The organism is Leptospira abararensis (genome assembly GCF_016918735.1).
Classification (GTDB): domain Bacteria; phylum Spirochaetota; class Leptospiria; order Leptospirales; family Leptospiraceae; genus Leptospira_A; species Leptospira_A abararensis.
In genome coordinates, this window is record NZ_JAFFPR010000018.1 from 176,385 (window position 1) to 191,231 (window position 14,847).

Here is a 14,847-nt window from a genome sequence, read left to right on the forward strand (position 1 = left end):
ATGCAAATAGCCTATAACGACTTAAAACACGCAGTTCTGGGAAGCGGCCCTATGGGTATTATCATCGCTTCCGTTTTAGCACAGAAGTACGACCCCATTACCCTCTGGATCCCGGACAAAGAATTGGTAGAGGTTTTAAAAAAACGCCGCCAAACAGAGATTATGGGAAAGACAATCGATCTTCCTGACCATATCGACATCGTGTCCAGTTTGGATTCGTTTGGACGGGATGATTGGGTTTTTCATGTGGCCGTCCCTTCTCGGTCTTTTTTGGATAGTGTTCATGCACTTATGGAAGTTTTAGAACCCACCAATAGTTATGTGTTTTCTTTTTTGACCAAGGGAATTTTGGATTCTAAAAACAGAAAAAAAACTGGGTTCATTACTTACTCGCAATACTTACAAAATTACTTAAAGGAAAGAAATTTTTCCAATGCCTCAGTGGCAGTGGTGAATGGCCCTTCACTTTTAGGAGAGATTTTAGAAGAAAAACTTAGTTTTTTTAATATTGGTTCTTATGAAAAACAAACCTCAGAATTCCTTTCTGAAGTACTAACTTCAAACTTTAACAATACATCGGTTACCGATGATGTAGTAGGAATGGAAATCGTAGGTGTAGCCAAAAATCCAATGGCAATCGCGAGTGGGATTGTATCACTTATGCCACGTTACGGTGCCAACTTACTCGGTGAAATATTATCCGTAGGATTCCAAGAAGTAAGAGACCTGGCGATGCGTTACGGCGCAAGACCGGACACCGTGATGGGAAGATCCGGTCTTGCCGATTTTATCACCACGGCCACGAGTAACAAAAGTAGAAACCGAGGATTTGGTCAAAAAATTGTAGGCGAACTTTTGTCAGGTGGAGAGAAGCTAAGTATCAAAGATCGAATTGAAATTTTCTTTGCTCCCAGATCCTTTATCGAAAGAGAATCAACCAAGTGGCATGATAACGTAGAAGGAACTTATGCACTGAGTATCCTTATCGAACTTGCCAATGAAATTCGCCTACCCTTCACATTACATAGAACACTATTTGATGTTCTGACAAGAAAACAACAGCCAGATGCCCTAGTTGATTTGATTTGTGGTAAAAAAACAGAATCTAAAAGCATTCCACTCGTTGTACAAAAGAAAGTTGGACTTAACTTAACCTCAGGAATTGATTTTCAAAACCTACTTGTTGATCGGATTTTAAAACATATCAGTAATGTTCCAGGAACAGTGACACGAGTCAAAAAACAATCCTCTGCTGTGATTGAATCCACTCAAAAACGACTGACCAAAGCCACTCGTAAAAAACAAAAACTGGATGAAGTGAAGTTTGAAGCGGAATTAGAAATTTGGCAACGGTTCCATAATTGCCAAAAAGATGAAGAAAACACTTTGGTGAAAGAACTCGTTCGATTTTATGTAACAGAAATTGCCGACAACTATAGCCCCACAGTCAGAGAATCGGTTCTTCGTTTTGTAGCTCCCATCCGTCTTTTCTCTGGTGGTTTTTTGAAAGGATCCATGATCCCTCACATTGGTGGTAAAACGGAAGTAGTCAAAGCACTCTCTTCAAAATACAATTTGTTGTATGCTCCCACTCATAGATCTCACTTGGATTCGGTGGAAGTTGCTTATTCGTTATTTCATTTAGGACTACCTGTACCTCGTTATGCGGCTGGAATCAATTTAATGTCCAATCCGTTTTGGGAATGGATGTTAAAGTCTCTTGGCGCTTATGCAGTGGATCGAGAAAGAACAAGAAATAGTTTGTATTTAGAGTGCCTCACTCTCTATTCGCAAGTGATGTTAGAACAAGGAATTCCCTCCCTTGTTTATCCCGAAGGAACTCGTTCTCGTACAGGTGCCATTGTGCCAGTCAAAACAGGACTACTCACAACAGCAGTGAATGCATTTCGCAGTTCAGGAACAGAGATAGTGATTGTTCCTATTTCTGTCTCTTATGAAACCGTTCCCGAAGACAACCAGTTCTGTAATATGCCGGAAGAGTTAGGAATGGCAGGATTTCTTGCCAAACGAACCAATGTGTATGTTGAGTTTTGTGATCCGATTCCGATTTCTGAATATGCTCATACGGAAGATCCGACACTTGAGCTCAGTTACCGAATCACCAAAGGTTGGAAACAATACCATAAAATTCTACCGAACCAAATTGTTGCCAAAATTCTAGCGGAAAATGATTTTTCTGTCGAACTCTCACAGAGTACCATGTTAGTCGAAGATTTTATTTCCCGTCATGATGGAAATTATCTAATCAAAGATCCAGAAGAAGTATGGGACAAAGGTAGAAAGATTTTGGAAAAACGAAAGATGATCGAAGAATCCAATCGTGTCATCCATTCTAAAAATGATGCTCTATTACTTTATTATGCGAGTATGATCCCAGAAGACGAAGATAAAAAATATTAAATAAAAATCAATGGATCGATGATTCGATCCATCATTCATTTTCTGTTATCCTTTATCCGTTCTGGACGGGGAGCCTTCCCCGTTTGCGAATGTAAACAGTCTTTTCAAGTTTCGCAATCACTTCCCCTGCTTCGTTTTTTACATCCGTTGTAAATAGATAGTCCCCTTTTTTTTTCGCTTCGATTTCTTCTTTGATCCTTTCGATTTCGGAATCGGAAATGCGGAACTCAGCAATGACCTTACCCATTCCCGGTTTGATAAAAATCATATTACCTGCTTTGTCCCAAACAATATAATCGGATCCGAGTCTTTCCAAAAGGATTAACATAAAAAAGGGATCACACATCGAATACAATGATCCGCCGAAATGAACGCCCACATAATTTCTGTTATAGAATCGTAAGTTCATTTCCGAACGAAAATAAGAAAAGTCTTTTGCAATTTCTTTGATGCGAATACCAGCTCCCACATACGGTGGATAGAAGTTAAATAACCAAATTTTCAATCTTTTTTTCCAAGAGATCTTCTTCATCAAAGATTCGGTTCCTTCCTTTTTTGTTTCGAATTGATTAAATACACAGCAAGAATGGCCAAAGCTCCACCAATGATTACAGGAATTTGAACCACTTCATCTAATATTAAAAAACTACTCAAATACGCAGAGAGAGGAACGATAAAAATGAAACTACTCGCAATTTCTGAACCAAGCCTAGTGGCAGCATAAAAATAAACGGTGGTTCCAAAAGTAGTCGAGATCACTGTCAAATAAAAGATTGAAGCCCAGAAATCAAAGCCCAACTCCCATACCATCCAAAAATTAGGATCATTGAAACAAAATAGGAATTCAATGACCGAACCCACCGCATAAACATAAAAACTATAGGTAACAGGAGACATTGATTTTCCAGTGGATTGGCTATTGAGAGAAAGTGTGGCCCAAACAAAAGAACATAACAAAAAGAATAAATTTCCAGATAACAATAGATAGTCGATGCTGATCTTCCAAACTTGTAAAATCACAAGGCCACCCATAAATCCAAAAAACAAACCAATGACTTGTCTTTTGGAAATTCGTTTTTTCTGCACCAAAACAACGATAAAAAAAGTAACAATGGGATTGAGAGTGGTGACAAGGACTCCACCTGCCCCGGGAAGTCCATTCTTGAGGCCCAGAAAAAAGAATTGGTTGTAGAAGGTATAAATGATTCCACCGATAAGGACATTCCAATAGTCTTTTCCTGTTTTGAGTTTAAAGGGAATTCGCATCACAAATAGCAAGGGAATGACAGAAAGGAAGGTGGCGAGAAACCTCCAGAAAACCAAAACGGAAACAGGAACTGTTCCTGCGATCATTTTGCCAATGGGCCAAGAAATTCCCCAAGAGACCATAGCGAGTATGAGTAGGAGTAAAAATTTTATATTCAAATGTAGTTTCCTTTCAACAAAAAGTTGAGAACGTATGTGGTGCCAAAGGAAATAGGAATTCCAATTCCCAACATAAGGCTTGCTAAATGGGGAGAAATATTTTTTTCAATGGTAATCACTGTGGAAGTGACCATAGGTGCCATGGCCGATTCCAAAACAATGGTTTGGTAAAGAAGGGTATCTTCTTTTAAGGGAGAATAGATCCAATACACAAAGAGTGGGGCTAGGATCAGTTTAAAACCAAGGCCTAATACCAGAACTCTACCGTGACCTGCGATGGTTCTCATATCCAACATAAACCCTACAGATACTAAGGCAAGTGGGGTAAGGGTGTCGCCTAACCTTAGTAAAACTAATTTTACGGCATCTGGATAAACAAATTGGCGAGTGAGGACGGCAACAAACAAAGCATAGATGGGAGCAAATCCCAAAACTCGTTTGATGAGTATTACCAAATTCCATTTTCCATCCATAGCAAGGGATGCTAATATGATTCCCGGAAAACTGAGGACCATAAAAGTTCCCAATTGATCCGCTAAAATTCCATATCCAAGGGATTCTTTTCCTAAATAGGTTTCGAGTAGCGGAAATCCAACAAAAGAAGTATTACCAAGACCAGCCGTTAACACCAAACAGACGGCCGTGTGGAACTTTAAAACCTTTAGTTTGTACAATCCAAGAAAAAAAACTACAGCGATCCCGAAGACAAACCATGGCATGGAGGAAGGCAAAAGAGATGTCGCATCCACTTTTAATTCATGGACATGATACAAAACAAGAGAAGGCAAAGATATAAACAGAATAAACCCATTTAACACTTTAGGAGTGGATTCTGGAAACTGGGGCAATCTTCGAAAAAATAACCCGAGTCCAAAACAAATTCCCAACAGTAAAAAGTTTTCCATATTCTAAAAAGAAAGAAAGGTCTCTATGGCCTTCGAATCAAAAAACACCCCATCTTTTTGTCTAGGCGCTTCGAGTCCATCACGGACCATCTCTGCATATCCATTGGCAAAGTGTAGATACTTTGTTGGTAGTTTCCTTTCGCTATCATGTGCTGCCTGTTCGATAAACTCAGCCAGTAAAAACACTTGGTAGGTGACATCAGCGATGTAGACACGGTTCATATCTTTCCAATCTTTAGATTGGTTTTTCACAGAGTCTTCCAATTCTTTCCGTTTGGATTGGAACACAGAAAATGCATTTTTTAATTCGGGATACTCGTTTGCTTTCTTTGTTAAATCATCTAACAAAGTTTGGAATGCCGTATATACTTTTGGTTTTTGCAAAGCATGCAAACAATGATCGGTAATGATGAGATGAGTCCCTTCCCAAGTTTCATTGATGATGGAATCATTATGAAGGCGAGGAAGTGGAGAAAAGTCTCCAATGATCCCATTCCCACCGAGAGTGAGGATGGCTTTTTGCGTGATATAACTTGCCTGCGAAGAAGATTTATACTTCATTAGGGGAACTGTAATCTCTGCAGCATCGTCACCCTTTTCGGCAAGATTGGCAGAGCGAAAGTTCACAAAACAATTTCCTGTTTGTAAAATTTGCATCTCCGCTAAGGTCTTGGTAAAGGAAGGAAATTCTAAAATCTTTTTTCCATAGGCAGTGCGATACTTTGCATATTCGGATGCTTCCATCACAGACCTTCTTGCGTTTCCACTGGAACCAAGTCCCACATGCAATCGAGAGGTTTTGATGATGTAACGAATGAGATTTACCAGTCCGTGACCTGGCCGACCAAACTCTTCTGCTTCCACTCGGTCATAAATAATTTCTACAGTGAGTTTTCCACGAGAACCTATGATGTCTTTTTTACGTAAGATATGGTGCCCGTTAAGTTCTCCATTTTCTTTGATCCTCGGAACAAGAAACATACCGACTGTATTTGTCCCTTCCATTTTTGCGGTTGTGACCCAAAGGTCACCGGGATTGGAACAAAACCATTTTTCACCAGTTAACTCCCATTTGCCGCTCGGAAGTTTTTTAGCAATCGTGCGGTTGGCAGAAACATTACTTCCTCCCACTCTTTCTGTTACATATTGGCCTGCCATAAAATGAGAAGAACTTCCCTTACCCGCAACAAGTGGTAGGTATTTTTTCTTTTGTTCTTCTGTTCCAATTTTTTTAAGTGCTAAAATGATTCCATCTGTCATTGCCAATGGACAGGCAACTCCACCCTCTCCGTTCATATTCATCAAATAGGTGAGCGCATAACGGTGGATATGTGTGAAATCAAATTTCCATTCGGGATGGAAATCTAAATTCACCACACCATGGTCATACGAGATCTTTCGTGCTAATTTTTGTTCTTCGGAATATTTAATAAAATCGATTCGTTTGCCCGTTCGGTCATATTTAACAACCTCTCCGTATTTTCCTTCTTTGTGGCACTCTTCTGTGAGTTCATCCAAGATTCCCCCCACAAGTTCCCCATACTTTCGGATGTGATCTTCCATCGCTTTTTTATGTTCTGGCGTATAGGATTCTGAATAACGGTGAACCATCCTTTGTAAGGCGGGGTCCATTTCATAAAAATTCTTACCGCGAACTCCCTTGTATTCGGAAATATCGAATGGTTGTAAGGAAGGATGTTCAGAAATATGGTGGCTCATTCTTCCAGTTCAAAAAAAGGAATAGGATTCACTAGCAAAAAAGTCGCCCAAGTTTGAAATTGACTCTAGAGTTGATTCTTTATGGTTCAAAGAGTGGAAACGAGAAAATCCAAACAAATTCTGCACGATGTCATATTCGAACTGCAGAACGTTTCTGAGTCGATGCAATGGTTTTTGTCCTATGACCGGCTTTCGGAACTTTTGGAAATCAGAAAGGAAGAATGCCTTCGTAAAGTTTATCAATTCAAATCCGCAAAACCACAAATGACACTCTCGGGTGGTTTCCATGAAGTGGATGGGGATCTACTCGTGGATTTTCTCGCCTGGATTTTAGAATTGGATGAAGTCGCAGAAGACTTTCTAAAAGGCGGAATCTTTTTTAGTGAACGTCCGTTATTTGAACTTCGCGAATCTTATAAATCACTCATTCAAAAAACTGTCGCCAACCACAAATTAGACCGCGAACTCATTTTACTTTTAACAGCGGCGACTGTTGATTTTGATGATGCCATTGATTCTTATTTGATGGATAAATTCGAAATTGATTTTTTTGTGAGAAGGTCCATCCACCAGTTTTTAGAAAAGTTCGATATCCATCCCGAATTTGGTGCCGAAGAATTTTTATACGAATATCTAAAAAGTCTGATCCCCACAAAAATTTTGAACTTCCGAGACATCACCCGTGAATTTAGAGATAGAACCTACTATGAGTTATATGGTCGATTTCGCGAAGCCAAAAAGAAAAAGAAGAAAATTGTAAAAACAGTTTCGATCGAACTGAAAGACCTACTTGCTTTTTTTGATTTAGAACCTGGTGCAGGGATCACTGATGTAAAAAAGAAATTCAAAGAACTATTAAAAAAATACCATCCAGACATTAATAAAAAAGGGGAAGAGATGACAAAAAGAATTATATTAAAGTACAATCGTCTTGTCGAACTTCTAGGAACCTAAATTACCAATTTCCAACCCGCATTCTATTTCAGTTTGATTTGAAAATGATACTTCACTCGAATTTCGTCCTTAGCTTTCATAAAAAGTAAAGAGGGGTTTTCTAATTCATATTCAGAAAATTTTACAATTAACGATCCATCAATGTTTAATAATTGTAAATCCTCTGGGCTTACAATGGCCTCTGTAGTAAATTCCTTCGTCTTTCCATGAATAGTTAATTTCCCTTTTACCGTATAGGTTTTTTCCTTCAAGAGATTTACCGATTCGATTTTCACGAGTATATTTGGTGAATTTGGATATCCAAGTATTTCTTGGATGTGAGAATCGCGGGCCTCATCTCCCGAAGAAATCTTTATAAGAGGAATCGTAATCAAAAACGTAGACTTTAACTTATATTGGTTTCCTAAGAATTGGATGTTTGGTTCTTCCATTTGGATTTCACCACAAACTCCCGTTACATTTTTTGTTGTATGGTCTACATAAAACTCAATATTTTTTTTAGTAACTTCTGCCGAAAAAATGTTTCCAACGTATAGGAATATAAAGAACGACAGTAAAATTTTTTGATTCATAGATCTGTATACCAACCTTCTAGATTAGACGTAACCACAAAAGACAATTGAAACCCTTTACTGTAAATAAATGATCCTACCGTCCCATTTATAAAACAAAGGATACAAAGTTGAAATGACTGGAGATAAGATTGCTAAACTGATCCATAAATAGCGATCCCAAAACTTAGAACCTTTCCAAAATTCGATTGAGTATAAAATCAACACAGGTGTAGAAAGGATCGCAAACACACGATTGGTATCATAAGTTAACATCGAAATTATATAACAAACAAAAATTACAAAAATGGAAATAGGCTTTCGATACATTAGGTAAATGACAAATGGCCAAAGTCCATGAAAGAGCCCAACAGTTCCAAGAATCGGTTCTGAAACATTCATTCGAATGAATTCCCCACCAATCATATTAGAAAAAACAGAAACTCGAGTCTGGTTCCAAACCACATCCGTAGTAGAAAGAAGAAGAATCGAGAATAAGCCGTATAATATTGCCGAGGTGAAAGCAGGAAATAACAATAACTTCCATCTGGTCTTGTCTTCTAAAAATAAAACCAATCCAACAATGGAAATCAAAACAATAAATTGAAAACAATGATTAGAAAAACCCAAAAAAAGAACGAGCGTCAAAAGGATCCACTTCCAACGAAAAGTCATTGGACCCAAAGAGATGATAATATAAAAGCTAATGAGTAAAAAAGTGATCGGATCAGAAAAACCAATCCAAGTTTTAAAAATCAAAAACAGTGGACTTGACGCAAGTAAAACTGCTAAACCAAACCCAAAGAACCAATGGAAACGATAAGTCACAAAACAAACCATGGAAACACCAGATACAATAGTTACAAAATCTAAAAGGGAAACAATATCCTCTGGTCTGGACACAAGGCCTGTTGCCCAAAGAAAAAAAGGTGTCAACCATTGGTCCCAAGGAGTATTTGCAGAAATAGGATTTAAACTTAAAAGATAAAAACCTGAATTATAAACTTTAGCTTCAAAAGAAGAGGCAAATAATTCTTTTGGTAACCATCTAAAAATAAAAATAGCAAATCCAATCGTAAATAAACGCATTAAGTTGCAACGAGATTTTAATTCAACTAATTTCATTTATGTGATGAAATTGGGATGGAACCTTTCCAAGTAGAGACACCACTCCCTTCAATCGGATAGGGTTTGCCTAAATACTTGGGTGGAGTCTCCCATTGGATGTCCCACCAAGCAAGAATTCTTGCGGGATATTCGCGAAACCCATAATACATTTCTTTTTTATAAGTTCGTAAATTACATTCATAACCGTATAACTCAAGTTCTAACTCTCTTCCTAAATAAATCGCTCTCGGTAAAAAGAAAGATTGGCTGACAAAAATTGCTTTTTTTACAAGAAATACTTCTTTGGCACGAATGAGAGTATCGAGTGTTCGAAACCCCGCGTGGTCCACAAAGATATCTTCTGGTTTCACTTTGTGGTTTAACATAAACTCCAACATGGGTCGGAGTTCGTTGTAATCGGACTTACCATTGTCTCCAGAAAGTAAGATTTTTTTGACTCTTCCTGTGTTGTATAAATCCAACCCACAAGCCAGTCGGTCCATAAGAATCGGTGAGGGAATTTTTCCATAAACCGCAGCCCCTGGAACAATGGCCACTTCTGCTTCAGGGATTTCCATTAGTTCGTTGGAATGAACTGAGGTTTGGTATACATACCAAAATCGTAAATTCGTTGCCAATGTGACAAAAACCAGAATTCCCAAAAGGAAAGCAATCCCAAGAAATAGGGATTTCCACTTGACCCTTGAGAGGAATCGGAACGTCATATTTATGTAGGACACGCGGTTCGTCATGAAGAAGAAAATTAAAGAGATTACGTCTGTTTTTTCACAGGACAATCCGAAAATCAAGAAACAGATTGATAAGGTGAAAGAAAAAGGTCACCAACGGATGACCATTCTTGTCATTCCTCATGGATATGATAGTTCTTTCCACTTCCAAATTTCTCATTTTACCATTCTATTCTTTTTGGCTCTGACTGTAGGGCTTCTTAGCCTTGCCATCTTTGGAATTTTTCGTTCGAGTAACACCCAATCACAAATCAACCAACTCTCCAAAATCTACGGAACGTATTTCGATACATACATCACACACGCAAGCCAACTAGAAGAGATGAAAGAAGAGTATTCTAGACTTAATGAAAACATGTTAGAACTCTTCACTCTCATTGATGGAAGCGATGATGAACTCTTAAAAATTCCAACGGAAGATTGGATCGAAACCTCTGCGGTCGAATCACTCCAAAAAGAAGAAAGAGAAGACAAACAATTGGATGTAGGTCGAAAATACTTAAGCGAAATATACGACCTTCGCCAACTAAAACACCGAATGGACAATTACCAACGTTTGGTGGAAGCAAATTATCAATTTTTATACCAACGCTCGGACATTTTATCTCGCTCCCCTCTTTTTAACCCCATGTATTCCTATAACTTGACCTCTCCCTTTGGTATGAGAAAATCACCTACTACTGGTTATTGGGAATACCATGACGGTTTGGATATGGCAAACGCCACTGGAACGCCTATTTACGCCTCGGCACCTGGTCGAGTGGTTCGTGTTACTTATTCGAACGTAGGATATGGACATCATGTGATTATACAACATGATTTCGGCTTTAGCACGTTATACGGTCACTGTTCGCGAATTTACGTAAGAACCGGACAAGAAATCAAAGCCGGAGAACAAATTGCCGAAGTGGGTGCTACAGGAAACGTAACAGGTCCTCACTTACATTATGAAATTTTTATTTCCGAAGAAGGAAAAACAGATCCAGAACAATATATGCAAGCAGGGGTTTACTGATTGCCTAAGAAAGATAATCCTGCCAAACGAATCGCAGAACTTCGCAAAGAGATTCAAAAACACAACAATCTTTATTATAAAGACAATACCCCAAAAATTACGGATAAAGAGTTTGATCTTTTAGTCAAAGAACTACAATCCCTGGAAAAAGCAAATCCCAGTTTGGCGACTGATTCTTCGCCTACTGCTCAAGTAGGATCGGATCTCTCTCCCCAATTCAGTAAGTTCAAACACAAAGTTCCTGTTTTATCGCTAGAAAATACTTATAATGAAACCGAACTCTCTGAATGGTTGGAAAAAACTGGCCTTGAAGAACTTTATTCCTTAGAATGGAAAATTGATGGCGCCTCTATCTTGTTATATTATGAAAACGGAAAACTTACTCACTCTGTAACGAGAGGCTCCGGAGGAATTGGCGACATCGTAACCGAAAATGTCAAAACCATCGAATCCATCCCGCAAAATTTGTCTGAACCTTTAAACCTCTCCGTCCGAGGAGAAATCTTTATGACCTTCGCCGACTTTGAAGAGTTCAATGAGGAATATGGTGGAAAATTTGCTAACCCCAGAAATTTAGCCGCAGGTTCCATCAAACAAAAAGATCCAAATGAAGTCGCCAAACGTCCGTTAAGAATTTACGTATATGATGTATATTTTTCCTCATCACGTAAAGGAATCAACCAACACAAAGACATCATAGCATTATTAAAAAAAGAAAAGTTTCCCCTCGCTCCCGATTCCACCATCATCAAAGGGAAAAATCTTATCAAAGAAATTGATTCCTTCCGAAAGAAAAAAGACAAAATGCCGTTCCCTGTCGATGGACTTGTGATCAAACTCGATGACCTGAACCTTCGCGAAAACCTGGGCGAAACAAGCCAATCACCTCGCTGGGCTCGAGCCTTCAAATTTGATGCTCTACTCAAAGAAACTACGATTGAAGAAATTGATTTTGCGATTGGACGAACAGGAAAAATCACACCAAGGGCCAAAGTCACACCCATCTCTCTCGCAGGAACCACGGTCACTTACGCCACCTTACACAACCAAGACTATATCGACCAACTGGGTGCAGGAATCGGTGCAAAAGTCCTTATCTCAAAAAGAGGGGAAATCATCCCCGCTGTGGAAAAAGTAACCGTCCCTCCAAAAAGTATTTTTGTATTACCAAAAGAATGCCCTTCTTGCAAAACCAAACTAACAAAAGTAGACGACTCCGTTGATTTTTTCTGTACCAATCGCAACTGTCCTGAACGAAAACTAAACCAACTCATTTTCTTTTGTTCCAAAAAACAAATGAACATCGAAGGCCTCGGCGAAAAACAAATCCAAGTTTTTTTTGAAAAAGGTTGGGTTAAGGACATATCCGACCTATATACATTAGAAAAACATAAAACCGATATACTTGAGTTAGATGGTTTCGCCGAAAAATCGGTGAAAATCATTTTTGATGCCATAGAAAAATCCAAAGAAAAAGATTTTCGTTTTACCTTACCTTCTATTGGCCTAAATGAAGTGGGCCCCAAGGTCACAGAAATCCTCATTGAACATGGGTTTGATTCTTGGGAAAAACTCCTCACCCTTGCCAAATCCAAAACTGCGAAAGAAGAACTGACCTCAATTCACGGGATCGGCCCCCGAACCATCGATGCTCTTCTCACTCATCTAAAAAACAAAGAAACACTCAAACTTGTAAAAACTCTGATCAAACTTGGACTAAAATTCCAAGCAGACGAAACCGAAAAAAGCGACATACAACCGTTTGTCGGCCAAAGTTGGTGTGTGACCGGAAGTTTCGAAAACTTCCAACCTCGAGACATCGCCATGGACCTCATCACCAAACACGGTGGCAAAAAAGTTTCCGGTGTCTCCTCCAAAACTACCCACCTTCTTTACGGCCCTGGTGCCGGCTCCAAATTAGAAAAGGCCACCGAACTTGGTGTCACCTTAGTTTCTGAACCAGAATTTTTAATCCTCTTGAAAAAAGAAGGAATCCCTTTGCCATAACCGGAAACCGACCTCTTCCCTTGGTTAAGAAAAGAATTGATTGATGTTTGTTTGGGCGCCTCGAATCCGTTAGTTGATTAGAGTTCTATTAAATAACGACCGCGCTATTCGCTCCAATCTTTCGCTTTGCGAAAGGATTTCCGCTACTATCGCTGGCGCAGGGATTTGGTTTTTAAATCTTTCAAAAAAAGACTTGAAACATGTTAATGAAAAGTTTTTCATTAAGACATACACGATGGTTGGAATTTTACTATGAAAGTTTTGCTAGACATCAAAGACAATAAAGCTCAGTCGTTAATGGAAGTATTGAAAGGACTGTCTTATGTTAAAACAAAGACTATCACAGATTCTAATGCGGAATTTCTAGAAAACGCGAGAACAGCTGTAGACGAAATGAATCAAGTGAAGGCTAAAAAAATAAAACCGAAGGTTGCTAGAGATTTTCTGAGTGAAATATAATGTTTTTACAATACCTAGTTTTGAGCGGCAAACCAAACGTCTTATAAAAAAATATCCTTCTTTAAGGCAGGAATTACTAACTCTTGTTGATTCATTAACACTTAATCCGTTTCAAGGAACTCCACTTAACAACAACTGTCATAAGATACGGATTTCAATTGCTTCAAAAGGAAAAGGAAAATCTGGTGGAGGAAGAGTCATTACACACACAGTAATTAAAGATCGTTCGATTTACTTAATCCTGATTTACGATAAATCCGAAATCAATTCCATCTCAGACAAAGAAATAAACGAAATATTAAAAGAAATTTCCTAACACATCCACCACCAACCATCCGATTTCCAAAAGGATGGTCACTCTTCTTCTCTGTATCTCCTTCCTCTTCAATACCTACTCCTTGCTAATTTCTAAGTCTCTCCTCCTAGAAAATGCCTTCCTTAAATCCCAACTCACTGCTTACAAAAGAAAAGAAAAAGTCTTCCACACGAAACCAAAGGAAAGAATTCTGTTGGTTCTTATTTCCTATCTTTTACCCAACTGGGAATCCTCACTCATTCTAGTATCACCAAACACCTTACTCAAATGGAGAAAAAAGAAATTCCAACTCTTCTGGAAACTTCTCTCGCCAAGGAAAAAATCTGGTAGACCCAACATCCCTTGGGATCTCATCAAACTCATCAGGAGACTCGCCAAAGAAAACAGGATTTGGGGAGCCACCAAACTCCACGGTATTTTACTCAAATTGGGATTAATAGTATCGGAAAGAACCGTTTCTCGTTATATTCCCAAACGACCAATCGATCCTAGAAAAAGACTTTCTTGGAATCAGTTCTACAACCTTCACTCCGATTCTCTCATTGTATCTGATTTGTTTAGCGTCATCTCGTATAATTTAAGAGAAATCTATAAAGTGATCTTCTTTATGGACATAGAGACAAGACAAATCCTTCACTTCGACATCCATAAAAAACCAACAACGAGTTCAGTATCCCTCACTCCTGCCAGCGGAACATCCTGTTCCGACTGGCGAGCTTAGGCCATCCCTGGCCACGCCACCGTGAGGGACACTTCACTTGGGAGAAACCTATTGATAAGATTTAACTTATATTCAACGAGGAAAAAATATAAAGATTAATGATGAAATAAATTGAGGAAGGATTGATTCGTAAATAGTTACCTATCACAAATTAGGTTTATATGAACTACAAATAAAGGCAAAGAAATTGTCGGCTATACGTATCGCGTTTATCACCCGCCTATCTCGAATTAGTTGAGTTGCAATTAACCGCCACCCAATCCCAGCAAAAAAACTCCCCTCACCAATCCTTCACAAACCAAGAGATGGAAACTGCCATATGCATTCCACTCCTGTGTTAGGTGGGCTCTACCACACCTACTCCTGGAAGAAAAGCGCTTAAGAAAGATAAACTCTCTTTCTTTCGGTTGCTTTCATTGTTTGTGCTAGTATAGTATTCACCTGACAGTTTCGTAAAGAAGCAGTGGTCACACATCCTCTAATTAGAAAAATGATTTT

13 protein-coding genes and 1 pseudogene are annotated in these 14,847 nt (G+C 38.7%); 7 read left to right on the forward strand and 7 right to left on the reverse strand.

Annotated elements, in window-relative coordinates:
* Nucleotides 1-2,421 carry a 1-acyl-sn-glycerol-3-phosphate acyltransferase gene (locus JWG40_RS05655; protein ID WP_205284875.1) on the forward strand — a complete coding sequence of 807 codons (2,421 nt, stop codon included), beginning with the start codon at nt 1-3 and terminating at the stop codon, nt 2,419-2,421.
* A gap of 52 nt (nt 2,422-2,473) precedes the next feature.
* On the opposite strand, the gene JWG40_RS05660 is transcribed toward JWG40_RS05655, so the two are convergent.
* From JWG40_RS05660 to JWG40_RS05675, 4 genes are read right to left on the reverse strand one after another with little or no spacing between them, the layout of a single operon-like run.
* Nucleotides 2,474-2,953, reverse strand: a complete 480-nt coding sequence (locus tag JWG40_RS05660) for a DUF4442 domain-containing protein (RefSeq protein ID WP_205284876.1) — start codon at nt 2,951-2,953, stop codon at nt 2,474-2,476.
* Nucleotides 2,953-3,846 (reverse strand): DMT family transporter, encoded by an 894-nt coding sequence (locus JWG40_RS05665; protein WP_205284877.1) that lies wholly within the window; start codon nt 3,844-3,846, stop codon nt 2,953-2,955. Before JWG40_RS05665 ends, JWG40_RS05660 begins: the two co-directional genes overlap by 1 nt.
* Nucleotides 3,843-4,751 (reverse strand): AEC family transporter, encoded by a 909-nt coding sequence (locus JWG40_RS05670; RefSeq protein WP_205284878.1) that lies wholly within the window; start codon nt 4,749-4,751, stop codon nt 3,843-3,845. The genes JWG40_RS05665 and JWG40_RS05670 overlap by 4 nt, the downstream gene beginning before the upstream one ends.
* Nucleotides 4,752-4,754: 3 nt before the next feature.
* Nucleotides 4,755-6,470 carry an acyl-CoA dehydrogenase family protein gene (locus tag JWG40_RS05675; RefSeq protein WP_205284879.1) on the reverse strand — a complete coding sequence of 572 codons (1,716 nt, stop codon included), beginning with the start codon at nt 6,468-6,470 and terminating at the stop codon, nt 4,755-4,757.
* A gap of 81 nt (nt 6,471-6,551) precedes the next feature.
* Here JWG40_RS05675 and JWG40_RS05680 point away from each other — a divergent pair, with 81 nt between their 5' ends.
* Complete coding sequence (locus tag JWG40_RS05680; RefSeq protein ID WP_205284880.1) at nt 6,552-7,424, forward strand: molecular chaperone DnaJ; 873 nt, start codon at nt 6,552-6,554, stop codon at nt 7,422-7,424.
* A gap of 23 nt (nt 7,425-7,447) precedes the next feature.
* Here the strand turns inward: JWG40_RS05680 and JWG40_RS05685 are convergent, their stop codons facing one another.
* Genes JWG40_RS05685 through JWG40_RS05695 form a run of 3 tightly spaced genes read right to left on the reverse strand, consistent with a single transcriptional unit; the run spans nt 7,448 to nt 9,807 of the window.
* Complete coding sequence (locus JWG40_RS05685; protein WP_205284881.1) at nt 7,448-7,996, reverse strand: YceI family protein; 549 nt, start codon at nt 7,994-7,996, stop codon at nt 7,448-7,450.
* Between the two features lie 57 nt (nt 7,997-8,053).
* A complete protein-coding gene (locus JWG40_RS05690) occupies nt 8,054-9,064 on the reverse strand; it encodes a hypothetical protein (protein WP_205284882.1) in 1,011 nt (336 codons plus the stop codon).
* Nucleotides 9,065-9,096: 32 nt separating this feature from the next.
* Nucleotides 9,097-9,807: a SanA/YdcF family protein gene (locus JWG40_RS05695; RefSeq protein ID WP_205284883.1), complete on the reverse strand. Its 711-nt coding sequence runs from the start codon at nt 9,805-9,807 to the stop codon at nt 9,097-9,099.
* 25 nt (nt 9,808-9,832) lie between these two features.
* Between JWG40_RS05695 and JWG40_RS05700 the strand changes: the two genes are divergently transcribed.
* From JWG40_RS05700 to JWG40_RS05720, 5 genes and pseudogenes are all read left to right on the forward strand, one after another.
* On the forward strand, nt 9,833-10,846 hold the full coding sequence (locus tag JWG40_RS05700; RefSeq protein ID WP_205284884.1) for a M23 family metallopeptidase: 1,014 nt from the start codon (nt 9,833-9,835) through the stop codon (nt 10,844-10,846).
* Complete coding sequence (gene ligA / locus JWG40_RS05705) at nt 10,847-12,853, forward strand: NAD-dependent DNA ligase LigA (RefSeq protein WP_205284885.1); 2,007 nt, start codon at nt 10,847-10,849, stop codon at nt 12,851-12,853.
* Between the two features lie 252 nt (nt 12,854-13,105).
* Complete coding sequence (locus JWG40_RS05710; protein WP_205284886.1) at nt 13,106-13,312, forward strand: hypothetical protein; 207 nt, start codon at nt 13,106-13,108, stop codon at nt 13,310-13,312.
* Entirely contained in the window at nt 13,302-13,628 is a 327-nt protein-coding gene (locus tag JWG40_RS05715) for a type II toxin-antitoxin system RelE/ParE family toxin (protein ID WP_205284887.1), read from the forward strand. Before JWG40_RS05710 ends, JWG40_RS05715 begins: the two co-directional genes overlap by 11 nt.
* A 34-nt stretch (nt 13,629-13,662) precedes the next feature.
* Nucleotides 13,663-14,296, forward strand: a pseudogene (locus JWG40_RS05720) (transposase); the annotation flags it as partial.
* Between the last annotated feature and the right edge of the window lie 551 nt (nt 14,297-14,847).

Bases quoted from the DNA above. Each gene is read 5' to 3' on its own strand.
- JWG40_RS05655 (WP_205284875.1), top strand. From the start codon at position 1: ATGCAAATAGCCTATAACGACTTAAAACACGCAGTTCTGGGAAGCGGC.
- JWG40_RS05660 (WP_205284876.1), bottom strand. From the start codon at position 2,953: ATGAAGAAGATCTCTTGGAAAAAAAGATTGAAAATTTGGTTATTTAAC.
- JWG40_RS05670 (WP_205284878.1), bottom strand. From the start codon at position 4,751: ATGGAAAACTTTTTACTGTTGGGAATTTGTTTTGGACTCGGGTTATTT.
- JWG40_RS05675 (WP_205284879.1), bottom strand. From the start codon at position 6,470: ATGAGCCACCATATTTCTGAACATCCTTCCTTACAACCATTCGATATT.
- JWG40_RS05680 (WP_205284880.1), top strand. From the start codon at position 6,552: ATGGTTCAAAGAGTGGAAACGAGAAAATCCAAACAAATTCTGCACGAT.
- JWG40_RS05685 (WP_205284881.1), bottom strand. From the start codon at position 7,996: ATGAATCAAAAAATTTTACTGTCGTTCTTTATATTCCTATACGTTGGA.
- JWG40_RS05690 (WP_205284882.1), bottom strand. From the start codon at position 9,064: ATGCGTTTATTTACGATTGGATTTGCTATTTTTATTTTTAGATGGTTA.
- JWG40_RS05695 (WP_205284883.1), bottom strand. From the start codon at position 9,807: ATGACGTTCCGATTCCTCTCAAGGGTCAAGTGGAAATCCCTATTTCTT.
- JWG40_RS05700 (WP_205284884.1), top strand. From the start codon at position 9,833: ATGAAGAAGAAAATTAAAGAGATTACGTCTGTTTTTTCACAGGACAAT.
- JWG40_RS05710 (WP_205284886.1), top strand. From the start codon at position 13,106: ATGAAAGTTTTGCTAGACATCAAAGACAATAAAGCTCAGTCGTTAATG.